21 protein-coding genes are annotated in these 24,052 nt (G+C 61.9%); 1 reads left to right on the forward strand and 20 read right to left on the reverse strand.

The window, feature by feature from the left end:
• Position 1: 1 nt before the first annotated feature.
• The 19 genes from FAZ95_RS23570 to FAZ95_RS23660 form a co-directional block, all read right to left on the reverse strand.
• Positions 2-3,229 (reverse strand): multidrug efflux RND transporter permease subunit, encoded by a 3,228-nt coding sequence (locus tag FAZ95_RS23570; RefSeq protein WP_137334941.1) that lies wholly within the window; start codon positions 3,227-3,229, stop codon positions 2-4.
• A 10-nt stretch (positions 3,230-3,239) separates the two neighbouring features.
• A complete protein-coding gene (locus FAZ95_RS23575; protein ID WP_137334942.1) occupies positions 3,240-3,812 on the reverse strand; it encodes a GNAT family N-acetyltransferase in 573 nt (190 codons plus the stop codon).
• Positions 3,809-4,393 (reverse strand): GNAT family N-acetyltransferase, encoded by a 585-nt coding sequence (locus FAZ95_RS23580; RefSeq protein WP_254700270.1) that lies wholly within the window; start codon positions 4,391-4,393, stop codon positions 3,809-3,811. The genes FAZ95_RS23575 and FAZ95_RS23580 overlap by 4 nt, the downstream gene beginning before the upstream one ends.
• 62 nt (positions 4,394-4,455) lie before the next feature.
• Positions 4,456-6,087: an ABC transporter ATP-binding protein gene (locus FAZ95_RS23585; RefSeq protein WP_137334943.1), complete on the reverse strand. Its 1,632-nt coding sequence runs from the start codon at positions 6,085-6,087 to the stop codon at positions 4,456-4,458.
• Positions 6,087-7,199, reverse strand: a complete 1,113-nt coding sequence (locus FAZ95_RS23590) for an ABC transporter permease (RefSeq protein ID WP_137334944.1) — start codon at positions 7,197-7,199, stop codon at positions 6,087-6,089. Before FAZ95_RS23590 ends, FAZ95_RS23585 begins: the two co-directional genes overlap by 1 nt.
• Positions 7,153-8,211, reverse strand: coding sequence for a microcin C ABC transporter permease YejB (locus tag FAZ95_RS23595; protein ID WP_137334945.1), 1,059 nt, complete (start codon positions 8,209-8,211; stop codon positions 7,153-7,155). The genes FAZ95_RS23590 and FAZ95_RS23595 overlap by 47 nt, the downstream gene beginning before the upstream one ends.
• A gap of 8 nt (positions 8,212-8,219) precedes the next feature.
• The gene (locus FAZ95_RS23600) at positions 8,220-10,154 is read right to left on the reverse strand and encodes an extracellular solute-binding protein (protein ID WP_137337570.1); all 1,935 of its coding nucleotides are present in this window, start codon (positions 10,152-10,154) and stop codon (positions 8,220-8,222) included.
• Positions 10,155-10,251: 97 nt separating this feature from the next.
• Positions 10,252-11,457, reverse strand: coding sequence for a tetratricopeptide repeat protein (locus tag FAZ95_RS23605; protein ID WP_137334946.1), 1,206 nt, complete (start codon positions 11,455-11,457; stop codon positions 10,252-10,254).
• A gap of 10 nt (positions 11,458-11,467) precedes the next feature.
• Positions 11,468-11,899: an ExbD/TolR family protein gene (locus tag FAZ95_RS23610; RefSeq protein ID WP_137334947.1), complete on the reverse strand. Its 432-nt coding sequence runs from the start codon at positions 11,897-11,899 to the stop codon at positions 11,468-11,470.
• A gap of 2 nt (positions 11,900-11,901) precedes the next feature.
• Positions 11,902-12,327, reverse strand: coding sequence for an ExbD/TolR family protein (locus FAZ95_RS23615; RefSeq protein ID WP_137334948.1), 426 nt, complete (start codon positions 12,325-12,327; stop codon positions 11,902-11,904).
• 6 nt (positions 12,328-12,333) lie between these two features.
• Positions 12,334-13,263 (reverse strand): MotA/TolQ/ExbB proton channel family protein, encoded by a 930-nt coding sequence (locus FAZ95_RS23620; protein WP_137334949.1) that lies wholly within the window; start codon positions 13,261-13,263, stop codon positions 12,334-12,336.
• A 68-nt stretch (positions 13,264-13,331) separates the two neighbouring features.
• Positions 13,332-14,033, reverse strand: a complete 702-nt coding sequence (locus FAZ95_RS23625; protein ID WP_137334950.1) for an energy transducer TonB — start codon at positions 14,031-14,033, stop codon at positions 13,332-13,334.
• Positions 14,034-14,202: 169 nt separating this feature from the next.
• Positions 14,203-16,965, reverse strand: a complete 2,763-nt coding sequence (locus FAZ95_RS23630; protein WP_137334951.1) for a TonB-dependent receptor — start codon at positions 16,963-16,965, stop codon at positions 14,203-14,205.
• A gap of 383 nt (positions 16,966-17,348) precedes the next feature.
• Positions 17,349-17,924 (reverse strand): helix-turn-helix domain-containing protein, encoded by a 576-nt coding sequence (locus FAZ95_RS23635; RefSeq protein WP_137334952.1) that lies wholly within the window; start codon positions 17,922-17,924, stop codon positions 17,349-17,351.
• Positions 17,925-18,663: 739 nt separating this feature from the next.
• Positions 18,664-19,038, reverse strand: a complete 375-nt coding sequence (locus FAZ95_RS23640) for a VOC family protein (protein WP_137334953.1) — start codon at positions 19,036-19,038, stop codon at positions 18,664-18,666.
• 183 nt (positions 19,039-19,221) lie between these two features.
• On the reverse strand, positions 19,222-19,521 hold the full coding sequence (locus FAZ95_RS40895) for a DUF7660 family protein (protein WP_137334954.1): 300 nt from the start codon (positions 19,519-19,521) through the stop codon (positions 19,222-19,224).
• A 132-nt stretch (positions 19,522-19,653) separates the two neighbouring features.
• The gene (locus FAZ95_RS23650; protein ID WP_175425733.1) at positions 19,654-20,421 is read right to left on the reverse strand and encodes an enhanced serine sensitivity protein SseB C-terminal domain-containing protein; all 768 of its coding nucleotides are present in this window, start codon (positions 20,419-20,421) and stop codon (positions 19,654-19,656) included.
• 28 nt (positions 20,422-20,449) lie between these two features.
• Positions 20,450-20,989 (reverse strand): hypothetical protein, encoded by a 540-nt coding sequence (locus tag FAZ95_RS23655; protein ID WP_137334956.1) that lies wholly within the window; start codon positions 20,987-20,989, stop codon positions 20,450-20,452.
• Positions 20,986-21,819, reverse strand: coding sequence for a hypothetical protein (locus tag FAZ95_RS23660; RefSeq protein WP_137334957.1), 834 nt, complete (start codon positions 21,817-21,819; stop codon positions 20,986-20,988). The genes FAZ95_RS23655 and FAZ95_RS23660 overlap by 4 nt, the downstream gene beginning before the upstream one ends.
• 497 nt (positions 21,820-22,316) lie before the next feature.
• On the opposite strand from FAZ95_RS23660, the gene FAZ95_RS23665 reads away from it, so the two are divergent.
• Positions 22,317-22,985: a hypothetical protein gene (locus tag FAZ95_RS23665; protein ID WP_254700271.1), complete on the forward strand. Its 669-nt coding sequence runs from the start codon at positions 22,317-22,319 to the stop codon at positions 22,983-22,985.
• A 107-nt stretch (positions 22,986-23,092) separates the two neighbouring features.
• Here the strand turns inward: FAZ95_RS23665 and FAZ95_RS23670 are convergent, their stop codons facing one another.
• The gene (locus FAZ95_RS23670) at positions 23,093-23,953 is read right to left on the reverse strand and encodes an MBL fold metallo-hydrolase (protein ID WP_137334958.1); all 861 of its coding nucleotides are present in this window, start codon (positions 23,951-23,953) and stop codon (positions 23,093-23,095) included.
• Positions 23,954-24,052 lie beyond the last annotated feature (99 nt).

The following is a 24,052-nucleotide window of genomic DNA, read 5'->3' on the forward strand; positions in this document are numbered from 1 at the left end:
TTCACGAAGGCTCCGTTTCTCGATCACGTAATGTCTGCTTGCCGCTTGCCCCATCTGCGTCCTGCGGGCCGCCGCCGTCGCCGCCGTCCCCGTCCTTGCCCGCCGGCGGTACGTGACCGGGCTTCGTGAAGCGTGCGGTCGCCCGCATCACGAGATAGAACGCGATCGGCGTGAACACGAGCCCGAGCACCGTCGCCGCGATCACGCCGCCGAACACGCCCGTGCCGATCGAATGCCGGCTCTCCGCGCCACCGCCGCTCGAAAACACGAGCGGCACCACGCCGAGCAGAAACGCCGCCGACGTCATCACGATCGGCCTGAAGCGCATCGCACACGCCGCCACGATCGCACGCGCGAGGGGCTCGCCGCGCGAGTAGAGATCGCGCGCGAACTGCACGATCAGAATGGCGTTCTTGCCCGACAGACCGATCACCGTGACCATGCCGATCTTGAAGTAGACGTCGTTCGGCAGACCGCGCACGAGCATCGCGCAGACCGCGCCGATCATGCCGAGCGGCACCACCGTCAGCACCGAAAGCGGAATCGTCCAGCTCTCGTAGAGCGCGGCAAGCGCCATGAACACGGCCAGGAGCGACAAGCCGATCAACATCGGCGTCTGCTTCGCCGCCTCGGTTTCCGCGCGCGACTGATCGGTCCAGTCGTAGGCGACGCCCGCCGGCAGTTTCGCAGCGAGCCGCTCCATCTCGGCCATCGCCGCGCCCGAGCTGTGGCCATGCGCCGCGTGGCCGCTCACGTCCAGCACCGGATAGCCGTTGTAGCGGGAGAGCATGGTCGGGCCGCGGGTCCAGTGCACGGTCGCGAATGCCGAGAACGGCACCATCGCGCCGAGCGAATTGCGCACCGACAGCTGCAGCAGATCGGCGTCGGTCATGCGCGACTGCGCGGTCCCCTCCACGAGCACGCGCTGCATCCGGCCGCCTGCCGGGAAGTCGTCGATATACGAATTGCCGAACGTGTTCGAAAGCACGTCGTCGATATCGTCGAAGGACACGGCCATCGCGTAAGCCTTCGCGCGATCGACATCGAGCACGACGCGCGGCGCGTCAGGCAGCGTTTCCGAATGGATGTCGGCGAGAATCGGGTCGTCCTTCGCCATCTCGAACAGGTGCTCGCGCGCTTTTTCGAGCGCCTCCATGCCGATGCCGCCGCGGTCCTCCAGATGGAACATGAAGCCCTCCGAGCGGCCCATTCCCGGCACCGCGGGCGGCAACTGAGCGACCACGTTGCCGTCGTCGATCTTCGCGAACGCGTCGTTCAACGTGTCGCGCAGCGTCATCGCGTCGATGTTGCGCTTGGCCCAGTCCTTGAGCTCGACGAACGCCATGCCGACGTTCTGTCCACTGCCCTCGAAGCTCCAGCCGATCACGCTCGTCACGTTTGCGATGGCCGCCTGCTTGTGCAGCACCGCTTCAACCTGCTTGACCGCCGCGAACGTGCGCTGCTGCGTCGAGCCCGCCGGCATCTGCACCATCACCTGAAGCTGGCCGCTGTCCTCGGTCGGCAAGAAGCCGCTCGGCAGCTGCAGGTAGAGCAGCACCAATGCGCCGACGAGCGCGAGGTGAACCGCGAACACGCGGCCCGAGCGGCGCAGCAAGCGAGCGATGAGGTCGCGATAGCCGCCCGACGCACGTTCGACGCCATGCGTGAAGCGCTCGCCGAGACGCACGCCGAAGCCCGCGCTTTTCAGCTCGTCGTCCGTCCGTTGCTTCGGCGCCTTCAGCAAGTTCGCGCACAGCGCGGGCGTCAGCGACAGCGCCATGAACGCCGACACGAGAATCGCCGCGATCATCGCAATCGAGAACTGCCGGTAGATCCCGCCGACGCTGCCGGTAAAGAACGCCATCGGCACGAACACGGCCGTCAGCACCGCCGTCACGCCGACGATCGCGCCGCCGATCTGCTTCATCGCCTTGCGCGTCGCGTCGCGCGGCGCGAGACCTTCCTCGTGCATGATGCGGTCGATGTTCTCGACGACCACGATCGCATCGTCGACGAGAATGCCGATCGCGAGCACGAGCCCGAACAGCGTGAACACGTTGATCGACAAGCCGGCCGCGTACATCGCGAGGAACGCGCCCATCAACGCGACCGGGATCACGACCGTCGGCACGAGCGTGTAGCGCAAATCGCGCAGGAAGAGCCAGATCACGCAGAACACGAGCACGATCGCTTCGAGGAGCGTGATGAACACTTCGGTGATCGCGATACGCACGAAGTGCGCGCCGTCGAACGGGATCGAGACGGTGATGTCGGGCGGCAACGTCTTCGACACCTCGGCAATGCGCTCGCGAATCGCCTTCGACGTTTCGAGCGCGTTGCCGTGCGGCGCGAGCTGAATGCCGACCGTCGCCGCCGATTTGCCGTTCAAGCGCGACCAGAACGAGTAGCTGTCGCTGCCCACTTCGACGCGCGCCACGTCGCGCAGCCTGACCGTCGATCCGTCGGGACGCGCCTTGAGCACGATCGCGCCGAACTCCTCTGCCGTGTGCAACTGCCCGCGCACGTTCACGGTCGCATTGAGCCCCTGCCCTTGCACGAACGGCGCGTCGCCGAGCGAGCCCGCCGTGACCGGCGAGTTCTGCGACTTGATGGCAGCGGTGACGTCAGCGGGCGCGAGGCTGTATTCGCGCAGCTTCACCGGATCGAGCCACACGCGCATCGCCGCATCGGCGTCCCACAGTTCCGCCGAACCGACGCCCGGCGCACGCTTGAGCTCGCCGAGCAGATAGCGGTTCAGGTAATCGGAAAGCTCGGTCGAATTGCGCTTGCCGTCGGTCGACGTCAGCGTGACCAGCATCAGGAACGTGTTCGCGGCCTTGAACACACTGATGCCGTTCTGCACGACCTGCTGCGGCAGACGCGATTCGATCTGCTTCAAGCGGTTCTGCACGTCGACCATCGCGATGTCCGGGTCGGTGCCCGGCGCGAACGTCACGTCGATTTCGAGCTCGCCGAGGTTGTCGCTCGTCGTTTCGTAGTACTGGAGACCGTCGGCGCCGTCGAGGCTTTCTTCGATCAGGCTCGCGACGTTGTTGTCGACTTCCTCGACGGTCGCGCCCGGATACGTCGCGCTGATGATGACGCGCGGGGGAGCTAAGCGCGGATACTGCGCGACCGGCAATTGCGGCACGGCGAGCGCGCCCGCGACGATGATGGCGAGCGCAACGATCCAGGCGAAGACGGGGCGGTCGATGAAGAAGGATGGCAAGCGCAGGCCCTCACGCTTGAGCGAACGGCGGCGCAGCGGCGAGGCGCGCCATGTGCAGCGCGTCGACGAGCTTGCCCGCGCGCATCGCGAAGCCGCGCGAGCGGCCCTCAACGACAAAGCCGAACTTGCGATAGAGCGCGATGGCCGGCGCATTGTCGGCGAACACGGTCAGCCCGATGCGGCGCAGGCCGAGCGACTGGTCCGCGCATTCGATCGCCGCCGCCACGAGCGCCGTGCCGACGCCGCGTCCGACGTAGTCGTCGTGCACCATGATGCCGAGCATCGCGCCGTGCGAACGGCGCGGCTTCTGTTGCACCATGAGGCCCAATTGGCCGACGAGGCGTCCCTCGATCGTCGCGCACATCCGGACGTCGCTATCGCTCTTCTTGCTGAAGCGCTCGGCCGTCACCGCGGGCGAGATGAATGGCGGCAGCAGCGTGCCGTGCCGCACACCGGGCAGCGTCGCCAGCTCGGCGATCGCATCCATATCCGCAGGCTCGAACGCGCGCACGACGACGCCGCGCGACGCCATCGTGGCAAGCATCACAGCGGCAGCCGACTTCGATTCGTTGTGTTGAGTCATTCGTGGTCCGCCGCTATTGGCATGGCATCGGTCAGGCGCGCCATCAGATAGGAGTCGACCAGCTCGCCCTCGCGCAGCACGTCGCCGCGAAAACGCGCTTCGATTTCGAAGCCGAACTTGCGATAGAGCGCAAGCGCGGGCCCGTTATCGGTGAACACGTTCAGTTCGAGGCGGCGCAGGCCCATCCAGTTGTCCGCGGCATCGATCAGCTCGGCCAGCAGCCGCGAGCCGATGCCGCACCCTTGCCAGTCGTCGTGCACGCCGATGCCGATCAACGCGGAATGCGCGCGACGGCCGCTGTTCGGGTAGATCTCGGCATGACCTACGAGCGTCCCGTTGAGCTCCGCGACGATCGCGACCGTCGCGGGCGTGCGCTTCGCGATCCACTCGCGCGTGCTTTCGAGCGAATCGTAGGGCACGCCCACGTTCGCTTGACGAAACACCCCGGGCAACTGCTGCATCGCGTGAAACGCCTCCGCGTCAGCGGCGCGAAGCGGCCGCAGCAGCACCTTGCCCAGATCTCCAGCTACCTCCGGCCGCGCCGATCGTTCCGGCAGCGTCGTCATTATTGTTTTTTCCATCTGCTCGTCCGGTGAATTCAAATGAACTCGCGAGCACGCCTACTCACTTGATACGCGCCCGGTCAGGCAAACTCCTCGCGGGCGTCGGGCGCCGGCGCCTGCATCGATGCCGCGAGCAGCGCCTGCGTGTACGGATGCGCGGGGGCGCGCAGCACGTCGAGCGTGTCGCCCGCTTCGACAATGCGCCCCGACTTCATGACGATCACCCGATGGGCCATCGCCCGCATCACCGCGAGGTCGTGCGTAATGAACAAGTAGCTCAGCCCGTACTTCTTCTGCAAGCGCGTCAACAAGTTCAGCACCTGCTGCTGGACAGACACGTCCAGTGCACTGGTCGGTTCGTCGAGTACGAGCAACTCCGGCTCTACCGCGAGCGCACGCGCAATCGCAATGCGTTGGCGTTGGCCGCCGGAGAATTCATGAGGGTAGCGCGCCAAGGCATCGGCCGGCAACCCGACCTCGTCCAACAGCGCCGCCGCGCGATCGCGCCGCGCTTTCGGATCGATATCGGCACGATGCACGCGCATGCCTTCGCAAACGATTTGCTCGACCGTCATGCGCGGCGACAGCGAGCCGAACGGGTCCTGAAACACCACTTGCATCTGCGCGCACAAATCGCGCCGCGCGCTCGCGGTGCGCAGGCTCGACAACGGCTTGCCGTCGATCGCGATCTCGCCTTGCGCCGCGCGCTGCAGGCCGAGCACGGTCGATGCGAGCGTCGATTTCCCCGAGCCCGATTCGCCGACGATGCCGAGCGTCTCGCCGCGCCGCAGCGTGAGATCGACGTCTTGCAGCGCGCGGAATTTCGCGCTGCCGACGAGCGATTTCAAGCCCTTCGCACGGGTCCGGTAGTCGACCGCGAGGCCCTTGATGTCGAGCACATTCGCGGAATCGGACGGCACCGCATCGACGCAGCGGCGCGGCTCGCTATCGAGCAGACGCTTCGTGTACGGGTGTTGCGGATTCGAAAACAGCTCGTCGGTCGTGTTCGTTTCGACGAGCACGCCCTTCTCCATCACGGCGACACGCTGCGCGAAACGCTTCACGAGATTCAAATCGTGCGTGATCAAGAGCACGGCCATGCCGCGGTCGGCCGCTTCCTGCTCCTGCAGGCCGATCAGCAAATCGACGATCTGCTGGCGCACGGTCACGTCGAGCGCGGTCGTCGGTTCATCCGCGAGCAGCAAACGCGGACGGCACGCGAGCGCCATCGCGATCATCGCGCGCTGACGCTGGCCGCCCGAGAGCTGGTGCGGAAAGCTGTCGATGCGGCGCTCCGGCTCGGGAATGCCCGTGCGGCGCAGCAGCTCGATGCCGCGCTCGCGCGCCGCGTTCGGGCGCAGGCCCTCGTGCAGCCGCAGGCTTTCGGCGATCTGCTTGCCGACCGTGTAGAGCGGGTTGAGCGCCGTCATCGGCTCCTGGAACACCATCGCGACATCGGCGCCGCGAATGCCGCGCATCTGCTGCTCGGTCTTGCGCAGCAAGTCTTCGCCGTCGAGCAGCATGCGTCCGGAGAGCGTCGCGTGCTCGACGAGCCGCAGGATCGACAGCGCCGTGACGCTCTTGCCCGAGCCCGATTCGCCGACGAGCGCGACACGCTCGCCGCGCGCGATCGACAGGTTCAGCTCGCGCACACACACCTTGTCGCCGAACGCGACCGAAAAATTCTGAATATCCAGCAACGGCTTCGTCATCACTTGGCCCCTCCGAATGCCGAGCCGCGCGAACGCATGTCGAGCGCGTTACGCAATGCGTCGCCCATGAACGTCAGCAACAACAGCGTCACGACGAGCGCCGCGAACGCCGCAATCGAAATCCACCAGGCGTCAAGGTTGTTCTTGCCCTCCTGCAGCAGTTCGCCGAGGCTCGGCGTCGGCGCCGGCACGCCGAGGCCGAGGAAGTCGAGACTCGTCAGCGACAGGATCGCCGCGCTCATGCGGAACGGCAGGAACGTGATCACGGGCGTCAAGCTGTTGGGCAGCACGTGGCGCCAGATGATCTCCCAGTTCGAGAGGCCCATCGTGCGCGCGGCCTTCACGTAGTCGAGCGAGCGGTTGCGCAGGAATTCGGCGCGCACGTAATCGGAGAGCACGAGCCAGCCGAACATCGACAGCAAAATGAACAAGAGCCACAGCGTCGGCTCGAAGATCGACGCGAAGATGATCAGCAGGTACAAGTCCGGCATCGAACTCCAGATCTCGATCAGGCGCTGCCCGATCAAGTCGGTGCGCCCGCCGTAGAAGCCTTGCAATGCGCCCGTGAGCACGCCGAAGAAGACGCCCGAAAACGTCAGCGCCAGCGCCATCAGCACCGACACGCGGAAGCCGTACAGCAGCCGCGACAGCACATCGCGACCGAACTGATCCGTGCCGAGCCAGTTCTGCGACGACGGCGGCGCCGGAAACGGCCGCGATGCGAAGTAGTCGATCGTGTCGTAGTAGTTGTGGTTCGGCGGATAGATCGCGAAGTTGCCGTTCGTCGTGATGCGCGAGCGGATGTAAGGATCGAGATAGTTCGCCTTCGCCGGGAAGTCGCCGCCGAAGGTCGCCTCGGGGTACTCCTTCACGATCGGGAAGTAGTAGTGGCCTTCGTAGCGCACGACGAGCGGCTTGTCGTTGCAGATCAGCTCGCCAAACAGGCTGATCACGAACAGCGTGACGAAGATCACGAGGCTCCAGTAGCCGAGCCGCTGCGCCTTGAAGCGCAGCCACGTGCGCCGCCACGGCGAGATCGACGCCATGGGCGCGGCCACAGCCGAATTAACGGCCCATGCGGTCGAATTGGATGCGGGGGTCGACGAGGACATAGCAGACGTCAGCAATGAGTTTGGTTACGAGGCCGATCAGGGTGAACAGAAACAGCGAACCGAGCACGACCGGGTAGTCGCGGCGAATCACCGAGTCGTACGAAAGCTGGCCCATCCCGTCGAGCGAAAACAGCGTTTCGATCAGCAGATTGCCGTTCAGGAACGCGCCGACGAACGCGGCAGGCAAGCCCGTGAGCAGCGGAATCGCGGCGTTGCGCAGCACGTGCTTCCAGAGCACGTCGCGCTCGGGCGCGCCCTTCGCGCGCGCGGTCAGCACGTATTGGCGGCCGATCTCTTCGAGGAACGTGTTCTTCGTGAGAATCGTGACGATCGCGAAGTTGCCGACCACCGAGGCCGTCACCGGCAGCACCATGTGCCACAGGTAGTCGAGTACTTTGCCGATCGTGGAGAGATCGTCGAAGTTGTCGGAAGTCAAGCCGCGCATCGGAAACACCTGCCAGAACGTGCCGCCGCCGAACAGCATCAGGAGCAGCACGCCGAGCACGAAGCCGGGAATCGCGTAGCCGACGAGCACGAGCACGCTCGTGGCCGTATCGAAGCGCGAGCCGTTGCGCACGGCCTTCGCGATGCCGAGCGGCACCGATATCGCGTAAGTGAGAAACACCGTCCACAGCCCGAGCGAGATCGACACCGGCAGCTTCGCCTTGATCACGCCCCACACGCTCTCGTGCTGGAAGTACGACTGCCCGAGATCGAACGTCGCGTAGCTCTTGAGCATCATGACGTAGCGCGTGAGCGGCGGCTTGTCGAAGCCGAACTGCTTCTTGATCTGCTCGATCTGCTGCGGATCGACGCCTTGGCTGCCGTGGTAACCGCCACCGCCGCCACCGCCGCCGTCCGGGCCGCCGCGCGCGCTGCCGTGGCGCAGTTGCGTCACCATCTGCTCGACCGGCCCGCCCGGTACGAATTGCGTGACGACGAAGGTCAGCGTGACGACGCCGATCAAGGTCGGCACCATCAACAGCAGACGTCTGAGAATGTAGGCAAGCATGATGGTCCTCAGTGGGCTGCGCTTTGGGCAGTGGCGGCAGTGACTGCAGGGGCGGCAAGCGATACGGACTGCACGCCCTGCGGCTTGCGATACCAGTAGTCGATGACCCAGTCCTCGTATTGATAGGAGTCCGGCACGATCTTCGGGAAGCCGAGCGTCGTCTTGTAGCCGATGCGCGCGTGCGGCATGTTGTACTGCGGCACGACGTAGTACTCGTTGATCAGCACGCGGTCGAGCGCGCGCGTCGCGGCTTCGAGGTCGTCGAGCGTGGTCGCGTTGATCGCGGCATGCACGAGCGCGTCGACAGCGGGCGATTTGATGCCGGGATAGTTTTCGGAGCCGACCTGGTCCGCCGCCTGGCTGGTGAAGCGGCGCTGGAGCTCGACGCCCGGAATCGTCACCGGCGGGTAGATGTAGGTCGTCAGATCGAACTGGAAGTTGTCGATCCGCTTCTGATAGAGCGCGCTGTCGATCTCGCGCATGTGCGCGTCGATGCCGAGCGTTTGCAGCGCCTGACAGTAAGGAATCAAGAGACGGTCGAAGCCCGGCTCGTCGTCCATGATCTCGATCGTCATCGGGTTGCCGTTCGCGTCGCGCAGCGCGCCGTCGCGATAGTGCCAGCCGGCTTCCGCGAGCAGCTCGCGCGCCTGGCGCAGATTGCCGCGCAACGAGTTCGGCGCCAGCGTGTTCGGCTGCTGCGTCATCGGCCCGAACACCTCGGGCGGCAGCGATTTCTTGAACGGCTCGAGCAGCGCCAGTTCCTTTTCGTTCGGCATGCCGGTCGCGCCGAACGGGCTGTCTTGCCAGAAGCTGTTCAACCGCTCGTACTGGCCGTAGAACATCATCCGGTTCATCCAGTCGTAATCGAACGCGAGCGCGAGCGCGTGGCGAACGCGCGGATCCTTGAACTTGTCCTTGCGCGTGTTGACCATGAAGCCCTGCATCTGCGCCGGGCCGTCGACGAACCAGCCCTTGGCCAGCATGCCGTTATCGAAGTTCTTGCCGACGTACTTGCGCGCCCATTGCGTCGCGCTGTATTCGACGTCGATGTCGTCGTTGCCCGCCTTGAACGCTTCGAGCTTCGTGTACTGGTCGAGATAGAGACGGAACGTGATGCGCTTGAAGCGGAACATGCCGCGCCGCGACGGCAGATTCGCCGCCCAGTAGTCGTCGCGGCGGCGGTACGTGATCCCTTTGTCGTTCTTGCGGGATTCGACGAGATACGGCCCGCTCGCGATCGGCGGCTGCGTCGCGATCTGGTCGAACGGTACGCGCTTGCCATCCGGCAGCAACCCCCACTTCGGCGAAAACACCGGCAGGTCGCCCGCGATCAGCGGCGAGCCGCGGCCCGGGTCGCTGAAGTCGAAGCGCACCGTCAAGCGGTCGATCACGGTCGCGTCCTTGATCACCGCGAATTGCGACGACAGCATCGGCGACGCCTTCTGGCTCTTCAGCGTGTCGAGCGAATACTTGACGTCGGCGGCCGTGACCGGATCGCCGTTCGAGAAGCGCGCGGCGGGATTGATGTGGAACGTCGCCGAGCGGCCGTCGGGGGCCACCTCGACGTCGTCCGCGATCAGCGGATATTCGGAAGCGAGCTCGTCCCAGCTGCGCTGCATCAGCGTGTCGAACATCAGGTTCTGAATGTCCGGCGCGGGGAGGCCGCGCACGATGAACGGATTCAACGAGTCGTAGCTTTGCGACTGGCTGTAGTTCTGGAAATTGAGCTCGCCGTTCGACGGCGCGTTCGGGTCCGCGTAATCGAAATGCGTGAAAGTCGACGGATATTTGGGGTCGCCGAATTGCGCGATCGCGGGCTTCGCATCGGCCGGCACAACATAGGCCGTGCCGAGCGCCGCGACCAGGATCGCGCCGAACGCAGGCCGCAACGACCCGTGCCGTCGCGCCAAACCGCGCGGCCGCCGAAACTTCACAAGTTTCATCATCTCAGTGCGAGAAAACGCGTGCCGGAGAATCACCGGCACGCTGTTCATCGGATTGACGCCAGGACGGCAGGTTGCCGTCCTTCACATCGCAGCGTTACTTCGATGCGACCAGCACCCAAAGACGCGCGAGGTCCGCCGAGCCGTCGGTCCCCTTGACGGCTTTGAACGCCTGCACGGCTTTCGCCTTTTCGCCCGCGACGTAGTACGCCACGCCCAGGTGCAGCTGCGCTTCGTCCAGATGCTCGAGACCGCCCTTCGCGATCGCGGCTTCCATCATCGCGATACCGTCCTTGGCCTTGCCCGCGTACACGAGGTTCAAGCCGGCATCGATCGGCGGCACGGCGTTGCCGTTCTGGTCGGTGGTCGACTGCGCGCGCTTCGTCGCGAGCGCTTGCAGGCGCTTCTCGCGATCGGCGCCTGCGTCGTGACCGAGCACGCCGCTCGCGAAGCCCTGGTCGATCACCTGCTTGCCTTCGGCCGTGCTGTTCGCGACGATCGCCAGCTGCGTCATTTCCATGTAGTCGTCAGGCGTCGTCAGGGCGCCCGTTGCACGGCGCAGACGGTACGTATCGATGTCCAGACGCGACGAGTAGCCCGGCTTGCTCTTGATCGCCGCGAACAGATCGTCCCAGTACGACTGCTTCGGGTGATACGCGACGAGCTTTTCGAGCGCGCCGCGATACGTGGCGTTGTCGTTCACCTTCTGCGAGCAGGTGCCGAGCAGCTGCAACTGCGACTCGTCGGGCGCACGCCCGGCTTTCACCTGGGCATCGGTGCTCGTCTTCAAGATCGAGACCACGTTGCCGCAATCGTTCGACAGGTAGTACGACTGCACGAGCAGCGTACGCATGTCGGGATCGCCGCCGCCTGCCTTCAGGTAGCGCTGCGCGACGGCGATCGCCTTCGCGTAGTTCTTTTCCTGGAAGTAGATGCCGGCGAGCGCCGCCGTCGTGCTCTGCTCGTCCGCGCCCTTCAACTGACCGGAGTTCAAGAGCGTCTCGTAGGCTTGCGCGGCCGTGCCGGCGTCGCCGGCCGCCATCGCCGCGGCGCCGCGCATTTCCTCGACCATGTAGGTCTCGTACGGCGTCTTGTTCGGCACCGCCGCGGCCTGCGCGATCTTGCCGAGCGCGTCCTTGAACTTGTGCGCGTGGTACAAGGTCTGCGCGTCGTTCAGCGGCTTGGCGACGTCCGGGCGCAGCGTGTCCGCGTACGACGTGGACGGCAGCAACGCCGCCGCCATGAGCCCCCCGAAAGCGGCCGCGATGGCGGCGCGCTTCATCCGATGCTGGATCTTTCGCATTGCGACTTCCTTATTGCATGTACTGCTCATTGCCGATCAGGCCGATCTTCGTTGCGCCTTCACGCTGTGCGGCGGCCATCACCGCGGCCACGTCCTTGTACGGCACCAGCTTGTTCGGACGCAGATGGATCTCGGCCTGATCCGGCTCGGCCGCCACCTGCGCGAACTTCGATTCGAGCATCGTCGAGCTCGTGATCGGCGTGCCGTTCCACGTCATCGTGCCGTCGAAGTCGATATCGATCTGCACCACTTCCGGCTGCACCGGAGGCGGCGGCGGATTGCCGACCGGCAGGTTCATCTTCACTGCGTGCATCTGAATCGGGATCGTGATGATCAGCATGATCAACAGCACCAGCATCACGTCGATCAGCGGCGTGGTGTTGATGTCGACCATCACGTCCGGTTCGCCGCCGCCCCCACTCGAGCCTACGTTCATTCCCATAATTAACCTCCGCGCGCGGGCGGCTCTGTGATGAACGAAACCTTCGCGATGCCGGCGCGCTCGCACGCGGTGATCACACGGCCGATGAATTCATAGCGCGTGAACTGATCGCCGCGCACGTGTACCTCCGGCTGCGGAGTCTGCACCGAAACGGTCTTCAGTTTCGTCAGCAGCGTCTGCGCATCCACGTGCGTTTCGTTCCAGAAGAAATCGCCATCTTTGTTCACGGCGATCTCGATGCTCTTGGGTGTCGTCTGCAGCGGCTGAATCGTTTCCTTCGGCAACTGCAGCGGCACCGTGTGGGTTACGACGGGAATCGTGATCAGGAAGATGATCAGCAACACCAGCATCACGTCGACGAGCGGCGTGGTGTTGATGTTGGACATGACTTCGTCTTCATCCCCGTCTTGTCCAACGCTCATTGCCATGGCCGATTACCCCGCGTGCGTGGCGGCTGCCAGCGGCTTCGCAACCGCTGCGTGGCCGTTGCGTGCCGTGCGCTTGCCGCCTGCGAGCAGCACCGTGTGCAGCTGTGCGCCGAATGCGCGGACACGTTCCATCACCGACTTGTTGCGGCGAACCAGGAAGTTGTAGCCGAGCACCGCCGGAACCGCGACCGCCAGACCGATGGCCGTCATGATCAGCGCTTCACCCACCGGGCCCGCGACCTTGTCGATCGATGCCTGGCCGGCGATGCCGATTGCCGTCAGTGCGTGATAGATGCCCCACACCGTGCCGAACAGGCCGACGAACGGCGCCGTCGAGCCGACCGTGCCGAGGAACGCGAGGCCGTCTTGCAGGCGGTTCGACACGCTGGTGATCGCGCGATCGACCGAGGCGTCGATCCAGGTGTTGCGGTCGACCGATTCGAGGAGGGCGTCGTCGTGGTGCTCGCCGGCTTCGATCGCGGTTTCGGCGATGAAGCGGAACGGCGAGTTCTCGTCGAGCTGCTTGGCGCCTTCGGAGAGCGACGGCGCGGTCCACAGTTTTGCGTCGGCGTTCTTCGCACGGGCGTTGGCGCGCATTTGCTCGAAGAACTTGGTGATCATGATGTACCAGCTGCCCATCGACATGATGACCAGCAGAATCAGCACGAAGCGAGCGACGAAGTCGCCGTTTTTCCAGAGGGCGCCGAGACCGTACGGGTTGTTGACGGTTTCCGACGTGGCGGGTGCGGGCGGCGGCGCCGGCTGGTCGGCCGACGGCGTTGCCGTTTGCGCGGTCGCGGTGGCCGGCGCCGAGGCGGCGGCTGCCGTTGCATCGCTGGCTTGTGCGTAAGCCATTTGCGGCATAGCGATGGAACCCACCGCCGATACGCCGATCACCATGCTTGCCGTCAGAGCGGCGAGAGTACGCTTATTCATGTCTGCTCCAGTTCATCCGTGAACTTGTAAAACAATCAACACATCGCTACCGGTAGTGCTCAGTACGTTCAGTTCAAGTTGAAAGAGAACGGAACCTGTACGCGGACAGCTTGCCCCTGGGAAATACAATTGAACTGCTTGACCGCATTGAACGCCGCGCGATCGAGATCGGAGTCGGCGGACTGTGCAACGCGTTCGTTCGTAATGTGGCCTTGCGGGTCGACTACGAATTCGATCAGGACATCACCCGTGATGTTGTTTTCCTGCGCTTCCTTCGGATACTTCACCGACGCGCGAACTTGATCCGAGTTCGGGCACACCACGCCGACTGCCGTGCTCACGGGCTTGGGCGCCGGCGGCGCTTGAACCGGAGGCGCGACCATGGGCGCCGACTGCACCGGCGCGGACTGGTGCGTGATGGTCTGCTGCGGCGGAGCCTGCACCTGCACTTCCGGCGGCGGCACGAACGGCGGCGGCGGCGGCGCGAACTTCGGCGGCGGCAGCTGCACAGTCGGCAGCGGCGGCGGAGGCGGCGGTTTCACCGGCTCGATGATCTTGGTTTCAATGGGGTGTTGAATGACCTGCACCACCTTGGTGGCGAGGCCGTTGAGCAGTGCGTAGACCAGCACTATGTGCAGAACGATGACGACTGCGATACCACCAAAGCGGCGTACCGGGTTTTGCTGCTTCTTCCCGAATTCGCGAGGGCGTCCTAGCGTTGCGACCCGCGAATTTGCCACCGGAAATTGTCCATCCACTTTCGTACCCAACTTTTACTCCTCCCGGCGTGAACCGCCTATTTCCTTTCTTGCGGCGCCTCTAGGACAAAGGCCGCCGCTCCCGCTTTGACTCCGACCAAGGAGTGAGAGCGGCGGACCCAACTGCTTACTGCCGTACTGCTAACTGCTTTTTTTTAACAACTCACTACCACCACCTGCTTTAGAACTTGTACGTCGCGCCGATCTGAGCGAAGCGGCCGATGTACGAGTAGAGCGATTCGTCGTAGCCAACCTGATTCAACGTGCCTTGAGCGAAGATCGGATCGTACGGAGGCGTGCGGTTGAAGATGTTGTCGATGCCGCCGTAGATGGTCCAGTGCTTGAAGCCCGTGTACGTGACCATCAGGTTGAACTGACTATACGAACCCACCTTCGAGGGAGCCGGCTGCGGCAGAAGGTTCTGCGCGTACGGACCCGTGAACTGCCACGTCAGAGCCGCATCCCACTTGTGGTAGGTCCAGTCCAGCGTGGTGTTGCCACGCCAGCGCGGGAAGCTGCCGCCGAACGGCTGCGTGATCGTGAAGTTGTTACCCGCGCCGTTCACCGGAGGCGCACCCGGCGAGCCGAGCTTGTAGTCGAGGATGTAGGCCCAGTCACCCGACAGCGTGAACGTGCCCACATTCGTCGGCAGTGCCTGGCGGAACGTGCCTTCGAAGCCGTCCGTGTCGAGATAGCCCAGGTTTTGGTAAGGAATGGTCGTGAAGGCAATCGAACCGTCCGGGTTGAACACCGTCGACGACGGTGCGCCCTGGCCGATCACGTTGTCGATCCAGATCTTGTAGTAGTCGAGACCGATATCCGTGGTACGCGTCGGCGACAGCTGGAAGCCGATGTTCAAGTTACGCGTATGCTCCGGCTGCAGGTTCCGGTTGCCCTCCGTGACCGTCTGGTAGTTCAAGCCGGTCTGCGGATTGACCTGCTGTCCGATCGCCAGCGAATTGCTGTCTTCGACGAACGTCGGTGCGCGGAAGCCGCGGTCATACGACGTGTACATCGTCAGCGCCTGGACCGGCTGGTAGCGCAACGCGAAGCGCGGCGAGAAGGCACCGCCGACGTCCGTGTAATGGTCGTAGCGGCCCGACTGGCTGAACGTCAAGTTGTGAATGATCGGAATGTCGAACTGGTAGTAGACCGCCGCGACATTACGCGAGCCGCTCACCGTCTGGATGTTCGGCGACACTATGAGACCTTCCGCAAACTCGGCGCCAGGCGTCAGCGACTCGCTCTGGTGCGTGAACTGCGCACCGAAGCCCACGCCGACGTCGCCTGCCGGCAGGTGGAACAGAGTCGGCGTCGAAATCGTCGCGTCGACGGTATCGAGCTTCGAAATACCCAGGTTGTTCGCGTTCATGTAGACGGCATTGAGCGCGCCGGGGGTGGCAGACGGGTTCGCGAAGTTCAGCGCGCCGTTGTAAGCGGCAGTCACGCCGGCAACGCTCAGCAGGTTCGACCATTCGTTCGAAACCGTGCTTTGCGAATGGCTGACCGAGGTCGCCCAATCCCAGTCACCGCCGACCGGCAATCCTACCGAGCCTTTGATACCCGACGCGACGCGATAGTAGGAAGCATCCGTCTTTTCCGACACCGTGTTCGGGAACGTGTACGTCAGCGGGGTCGCCACGCCGAACGGGTTGAACGGGTTGTTTGCCGGCACGACAAAGCTCATCGGTCCCGGCGTCTGCGTCGCCGGATTCCAGATCAGCGGCGCCGATTGCGGATTGCCGAACACGTTCACACCCTGGTTCTGGGTCGTCGTGTTATAGCTGCCGAGCACGTCCGCCCAAGCCGTCGTGTTGTCGTTGATCTTGAAGTCAGCGTGGACCTTCGCGTTCCAGCGCTCGGTGAACGGCAGGATCGACATTTGATTTGCCGTGCCCAGGCCGCAAATCGTGCCCGGCTGACCCGCCGTGATCGAGTTGGTCGCAGCGGGCTTCACAGTGCTGCCGAACGGGCAGTTGCTCAACGCCTGCGGACCGTTGGGCGTCTGCCAATACGACGGCGAGAGCAGCGAAAAGCCACCCGGCTTGGCCGTGAAGTCCTGGTTCTGCGTCGAGTCGCGGTCCGAAAGCGAGAAACCATTCGACTTGTAGTAGCTCGCCGCCGCCGTGACGTTGAAGTGATCGGAGTTCAGATCGCCGAAGCCGCCGAGCGCGCCGAACTTGACCGTGCCTTGCCCGCCGCCGCCATTGGTCGCGGTGCCGAGGCCGCCGTCGAGCTGGAGGCCCTGGAAGTCGTGCTTCGTGATGATGTTGACCACGCCGGCGATAGCATCCGAGCCGTATTGCGACACGGCGCCGGTCTTCACGATTTCGATGCGCTCGATGTCGTTGAGCGGCAGCGTGTTCAGGTCGAAGAACGAGTCGACGCTGTTCGAGAAGAACGCGAACGGCGCGACGCGCTGACCGTCGACCAGCACCAGCGTGTACTTTTCGGAAAGGCCGCGCAGGGCCATACCCGCGGCGCCCGGTGCAAAGTTGGCCGACTGGCCTTCGCCCCAGCTGTTCGCCGAGTTGGCTGCCGTGTCGCGCAGGAAGTCGGCGACCGTCGCCGAACCGCTGTTCTGGATTTCCTTGGCCGTGACGGTTTGAACTTGATTGAAGCCGACCTTGTCGGCTTGGCGGATCAGCGAACCGGTCACCTCGAAGCGCTTGAGCTGGGTGACGCCGTTGTTGGTCGTCGCTCCAGAGGACGGAGACGTCGCGTTGTTTTGTGCGGTCGTCGTCGGCGCGGCGGCCGTCGTCGAACTCGCTGCCGCGGCCGGTGCCGCGGCTGTCGGTGCGGCGGGCGTTGCCACAGCCGGCGTTGCATTATCTGCCGGAGCGGGTTGGCTCTGCGCGAACGCAGTCGTGCCGATTGCCGCCGTCAACGCAATTTCAGCCCAAAGTATTTTCCTTATGGCTGAGGTCAAGGTCCTCTGTTTCATCGTTCCCCTTCTATCTTGTCAGTAAGCCAAACCCGTTGCGCGACGAGACGTGTTGCGCCTGCGCGCTTCTTTTTTGCGACGTTAGGCGCCGCGCGATTTTTTCAATTGCCCCGCACTTGTAGTGCGACACAAAAGAAACAACAACGACTCTTATGCAACTCGCTTAGACGAAACGCTCGAACTTAAAATAGGAATACTAATAAGTTACAAAACGTTTAATTTCGCGCTAAAACCAGTTTCTAAGTGTTTTCCCTCAGTCGGCTATCGGATGGCTGAACAAGGTCCTGCGATCGACTATCCGCATTTCGGGCACTGCTGTTTCGGAATCCTTACTGCCAGGCACAGACGCGCTTCGCGAAAAACGCGCTGACTACATCTACTGCTCAAAACAACCGCGGGGTGCCGACCCAAACTACCAAGCTCTCTTCGTTCGCGGCATTCACCCAGCCATGCGGTACCGTGGACTCGTAATGCGCACTGTCACCGGCATGCAATACAAACGACGTACCTTCTAGCGTCAGGGATACTTTGCCGCGCAGCACATACAAGAACTCCTCTCCTGCATGCGTCGTCATTTCCGACGGTGGCTGCCCGACCGGCATCCTGACCAGGATCGCCTCCAGCTGCCTGTCGCCCGATAGGTTGGTCAACCGGGCAAACAGATTCGCCGAATCGGCAAATCCAAAGAACTTCAATTCGTCTCCTCGGCAAACCGACTTTGCTTCGGTTGGCGTATCGACGAAGTACTGCACCGTTACCCCCAGCGCTCTTGCAATACCCGCCAGCGATGTGATGGACGGTGTTGCGAGACCGCGTTCAACTTGAGACAGAAACGGCTTTGAGATTCCAGCGGCCGTTGCTGCCTCGTCCAGCGTGCGTTGAAGCCTCTTACGCAGCGCCCGGATTTTGCCGCCTAACACCAGTGTGGCAGTTGCCTTTTCATCAGGTTGCGGAACCATATCAGGACAGAATCCGGCAGTCAAAATTTGTTTGATATAAGTAAATTAAGTTTTCCAAGCCGATTCTTGTACACACCGAGCGGGTGCCGACCGTGAGATGTCCTCCGTTTTGAAAGCGCAACCGATGCTTAATTAATTGGTGCATTCCGCACCAAATCGGCACATCGTTTGCATTGCAGCAATACCTTCTTTATTCACCAGCGCCGCTAAAGGCTTGGTTTGGCGCTTGTGCATCAAACAAGATTTGCTGCGGGTTCGATGCACCGCACCAGTGCAACCGACGGCGCGCGCCGCTCCTGGCAAGCCCGCGAAGCGGCCTCCCCCCTGTCTCTGGGACGTGACAATAGCAGGTCAAAAATCGACGTCAAACTTTGTTTGATGGTTTTAGGGCTTTCCAGAGGGTCATCTAGTTAGAGTGATTATTCGAATTACAAATTAATATCGATGCCTTTCAATTTACATACGTTGCTAATTAGACTCAGCGATAAATGCCAATAGCGCTGCTTACCTTTTTAGGTTAAGCGAGCGCTACGGCATGATGTTAAATCGTTGCTTTGCGATGGTTTGGTTCTCTTAGCGGTGTTTGGCTTCCGGCTAAGGCAGCAAAGGTTCTCCGCTATTCACGTCAAGGCAAGCCGACGCTTGCGCGATGGCGAGCGAACCTCGTCAAGCAAGCAGGCACGCATAAAAAAAGCCCCGTCCGTTTCCGGCGGGGCTTCCAGGGAGATCGTCGCAGCGACTACGCGCCGCCGCAATACGCCTCGAGCCGATAACCGTCAGGGTCGATCACGAACGCGGCGTAGTAAGTCGCATCGTATTCCGGGCGCAAACCCGGCCCCCCGTTATCACGCCCGCCCGTGCGCAACGCCTGCGCATGGAATTCGTCGACGCTCTTGCGGCTCGTCGCGGCAAAGCAAAAATGCAGGCCCGAGCTCATGTCGGCCGGCACCGGATGCTCGGAGGGCGAGATCCAGAGCCCGACTTCGTCACGCCCGTAGCCGAGCATCCCGGGCGTGTCGCGCAGGCACCGGTAGCCGAGCGGCGCGAGCGCGGCGTCGTAGAACGACTTGGACTTCGCCAGATCGCTAACGCCAATGGAAATGTGATCGAACATGTTCGCTGACTCCTTGGGGTCGATTAAGCGGGCAGCCATCAATGCGCTGCTTAGAGCGTGCGTTCGCAAGCCGCGCGAACCGCTTCGCCGCACCGCGGTGCACGCCGGACAACGATTCGATTATCAGCGCCGTGCGGCATCGATGCTTGGGGAAAATTGCTCAGGCGAAGCTAACGCTAGCGGTTATTCGTACCACTTTCCAGCGTACAGAATCGTGGCACATCGTCTCCAGGGATTCGCATCACTGAACTCCCTGTTGCGTAGCGAGCTGGAATTCCCCCAGGCGGCCGCTGCTCCCAAAACGGCATCGACAGTTCCGTTCTCCCAGCCTAGAGCGCCCGCGCTATAAGCCCGTGATGGATTCTGTCGCTCGAGCTCTCGCTCCAGAGCAAAGTCTGAAGCGAGGGCATCAACAAACGCGATAAAGGAGGCTTCGTCGGTGACGCTCTCGAGGAGAGCATCCAAGTCTACGGCTTCCGTCATGGTCAATCTCTCATTGGGAGGTCAATGGCATATCGTCCTTGCCGCGCGCAATCCGCCCTCGATCTCGATGAGGAGCAGAACGGTCTCCAAAGAAAGACCCTCGTTCCCATCTATGTTCGGTCGACGTGAATTCTATGCTCGACCAAAACCAAATGCGCTCTTCAGCTTGCTCGCAAGCGTCCGTTCATAGAACGGTTTATCGTTTTGGTAGAAGTGGCCAGCGAGCCCCGTATCCGAATGAGCGATTCGTATGACATCAATGGGACCGTAGGTCTTAACATACTCGCCGGCAACAGCTCCCACATCTTGCAATACCTGCAAGTCTTCACCTTCAAACTCGACTGCAAGCAGAAGGTGCGGCTGCTGGTCAATGGATGTATCGTGCATGAGGGCGAGATAGGCTGCTTTTACCTCACGTCTGCCGACCAAGAGTTTAGTCACCGACTGCACCACGTCCTCTGGCCATATACGAGGCTTTCCGATGAGCACCTTAGTCTCTTGCTGAATAACGCGCGTTGTGACCTGGCTGCCGACGCCGGCATTCAGCAGAGCTTCGACCTCGCCTGGAACAAACTCCTTGCCATAGTCCAGCTGAGGATTGAGAAACAAAGAGGCTCCGCGCGTGATTTCAAAAAGGCTGCGAGCGGGTAGCCGCAGGTACTTCTCCTCCTCCCGAATAGCCAAGCGCATTGCTTCTTCTGAGGTGAAGAACGGGATGACAGGGCTGCCGTCTTCCCGATACCAGTTTTTGACGGATACCTTGGTGCCGGCCTGCAGCGTTCCTTGGACTAGCTCATTTTCCGGATGGCCCAGGATGAACACCTCAGCGTTAAGCAGCGCGCGCGAGAATTGTGGCCGATATGCAGGTTCGGTTGCAGCCAATCGGAGCAGGCGCTCCATTTCGTTTTCGTGTCGGACGTACATAGCATCAGCCCAATGGTTTGTCGCGTGAGTCCGCGGAGATGACTTTGTCAAGTGCGCGCCCGTCGAGCCCCACTCTGTCCCTGCAGAATGCAAAGTAGGCGAGGGCAAGAAAGTAGAAGAGCATCCAATGCCCGGAGAACCCACGAGTCACTCGAGCACGAAGGGAGGTAAATTCCGCTGCACTGAGGCTTCGAACCACTCGTCCGTGGTTCTCAAGTACGTACTGCCCCGCTTTGATGGCGGGATTACCGCTTATGCCTAAGAGGGAGAAGTAGAAATTGAGGACCGTGTACACGACTAGGGAAATCGTGAAAACCTGAACCCAGGTTGGAAACGCCATCCGGAAGTCAGCTAGTGTCGGCCTAGCCCCGAAGCGCTTGCGGGCCGATATGATGGCAGGGACAAACACGATGAATATGCCAACATGCAGGCCCCATACAAGGGGGAACGAGGTCGGGACATCCACCCCCAGGAGCGAAGCGCCATGCACGATGACTGATAGCGCGAGTCCGATTGCAGCGACTCCAGCGATGAAGCGGTTCATTGAAAGGGCCTTCCCTTAAACGATGTATCGGTGCTTTGCAGACGCGTGACTGACGACTCGTCTGTCGAAACGAACGCGACATACCGGCCGTCTCCGTTCGCGTCGGCGTTTTCAGGACGACGGTCACGTGCGGACATGCGAAGCCGCTCGACCCAGACTCTGAGCCGTGGTGCATAGGCTTTATCAAGATAATCGACATCGACAACAATGAAACTCCCACTTGGCATGGGAGGCCATTGTCCCTGGACGTGGGGCCTGCGCATGCTTGCAGCCCATCGCACTTCTAGCCGGTTTAGCTTGCCATCACGGACGTAGTCGACTGCTGACCGGCGCACGAACAGTAGGAGATAAGCGCGAGGTCCATTCCTATTCATGGCGACCTCGATTTCACGCGTATCCGTGATGTCATCCCATGGCACTTCGAAGAGGTCAAAGTACCGAAGACAATCATCGTCCAACTGCAACGCAGGGATAGCCCATGGCAACCCACTTCCGAAACGCAGGATGCGACGCGCATTGCGGCCAGCCACCGTGGCCCCGATGAGGGCCGCCAAAGAAAATGGGGCAAACGCCAGCGTCGCAAGCAGTGGGTGCGACGTCCAATTCACTGCGGACAAGCCGATCAGTCCGCAAGCAACGATGAACAGAAACGCCGCAAGGCACGTGACGACGGTCAATCTAGACTTTTTCGCGTAAAACGTCCGAATCGTGTCTTCGGACGCCCACGTGATTCGAGTCGCCTCTAGCTCCTCGCGCCGGCGCTTTCGAGCCGAGAAGGCCATCCAGTTGATAGCGATAACTAACGCGATGAATGCAATACCGAGCAACATAGAAGTCTTGTGGCTGTCATGTCTCGGGGTCGAACAACAGCGGTGTAACCGTTGGCATATACGCGTTGATTGCAGTCATCAGTGCCCTCGAAGCCTCGGATTATCTTTTTTCCCGTCAACGTCTGTCTAGGACGGGCATCACGGTTTAACGGCGTATGTCGACAAAGCTTTAGCCTGACGAGTGATTGGTGAGCGCATCGTCAGGGCAACGTTTGCTATCACGATGTGCTGCAGCCACACAGCAGCGAGGTCATCAGCCATAATCCGACAGTCGCGAACCGAGGCCCGATATCAATGAGCTACGACCTTTTCTTTACCTTGCCTTTTAGCACCGCTCAGGACGACTTCGAAGCGTACTTTAGGCAAGGCACTACAGGGTCGACGGCAACGCAACTTATGAAAACGCCGACACGGGCGTCTACTTCTCCTTCGCACTGGGTGAAGCAGCGCCGGATAATGAGCAAGGTGTGGGAGCGTCGCAGCGTGTCGAGTTCAACTTGAACTATTTTCGCCCCCATATCGTTGGGCTCGAAGCCGAGCCCGAGGTCTCGGCGTTCATCGACCGATTCAATCCAGTGATTGAAGACCCGCAAGTTCACGGCATGGCGACCGGCCCTTACTCGGCGGACGGGTTCTTCCGCGGCTGGAACTACGGAAACGAGGTCGCGTATCGAAGCCTTATCGAGTCGCACGGCAAGGCCAACGCTTTTCTGACGATGTCGGAAGCGACTCTCGAAGGAGCATGGCGCTGGAATCGAGTGGTCTCGCAAATGCAGTCAGCGCTCGGGCAGTCGGTCTTTGTGCCCAAAATCATGATGCTAAATATCGCCGGCGAGGTTAAGTCATCGGTGGTCTGGGGCGACGGCATACCAACGCTGCTTCCCGAGGTCGATGTTGTCTTCGTCTTTCGCGACGAGCTTGCCCCGAAGCCATTGTTTGGGCAACGTGTGAAAGACCATTGCCTCATTACACACGACAACCTCAATGGTGTGCTAGAACCGCTTGCCGACAAAGGGCATCCATTGCGAGTGCGGATACCAACATACGTCGACCCACCAAAGAATGTGCGCAACTTCGTTCGCAAGCTTCCCAAGTACTCCGGTCCGCTCGAGAGAGTTACGATGGACCGAGTGCTCAGCCGCGAGCTGTTCGAACAGAGTCGGTGATAGGCCGCCGCATGAAATGCGGGCACAGATGTACTTGGCCAAGATGACCGTCAAAGGTTTTCGAAAGATGCGCACGCTCAACATCGCGGGCGATGCTGTCCCACTCATCAAACGGCGTCGAGCGGAATTTTCAGATAGCGCACCCCATTCGCCTCGGGCGGGGGTAATTCGCCAGCCCGGATGTTGACCTGCACCGAGGGCAGAATCAGCGTCGGCATCGCCAGCGTTGCATCGCGCGCCTGCCGCATGGCGACAAACTGTTCCTCGGTTACACCGTCCTGCACATGAATGTTGCGATTCCGCTGGTCGCGCACGGTCGTTTCCCAGGCCGGACCACGCCCTTCGGGCGGATAGTCGTGACACGTGAAAAGCCGCGTCTCGCCTGGCAAGTCCAGTAGCTTGCGGATGGAGCGATACAACTCGTGCGCATCGCCACCCGGGAAGTCGCAGCGCGCGGTGCCGACCTCCGGCATGAAAAGCGTATCGCCAACAAAGACCGCATCCTCAATCTGGTAAGCCATATCCGCAGGGGTGTGGCCAGGCACATGAATCGCCTCTCCGGTCAGGCCGCCGATGGCGAACGTCTCGCCGTCTTCAAACAGGTGGTCGAACTGTGAGCCGTCCAGCCGGAACTCCGGTTCCAGATTGAAGAGCTTCGTGAACACGCCCTGCACCCGGCCGATGTTCTTGCCGATAGCGATGCGCCCACCGAGAGAGCGCTTGAGATAGGGCGCGGCCGAAATGTGGTCGGCGTGCGCATGCGTCTCGAGAATCCATTCGACGCGCAGTCCACGTTCGCGCACGAATGCGATGACTTTGTCTGCACTTGCTGTCGACGTCCGCCCCGACCTGAGGTCGTAGTCCAGCACCGAGTCGATGATGGCGCACTCTGGACGCCCCTCCTGGTGAACCACGTAGGTCACTGTCGAAGTTGCGGGGTCGAAGAACGGTTGAATGGTCGGTCGCATGCTTGCCTCACTGGATACGGATCATTCTATTCACTGATAATATATTTTTCAATATAATATCCGAATCGAACGAGCTGTTCTGTGCCAGAGCTAACCGGG

Origin of the sequence: Trinickia violacea (assembly GCF_005280735.1) — a bacterium.
Taxonomy (GTDB): Bacteria; Pseudomonadota; Gammaproteobacteria; order Burkholderiales; family Burkholderiaceae; genus Trinickia_A; species Trinickia_A violacea.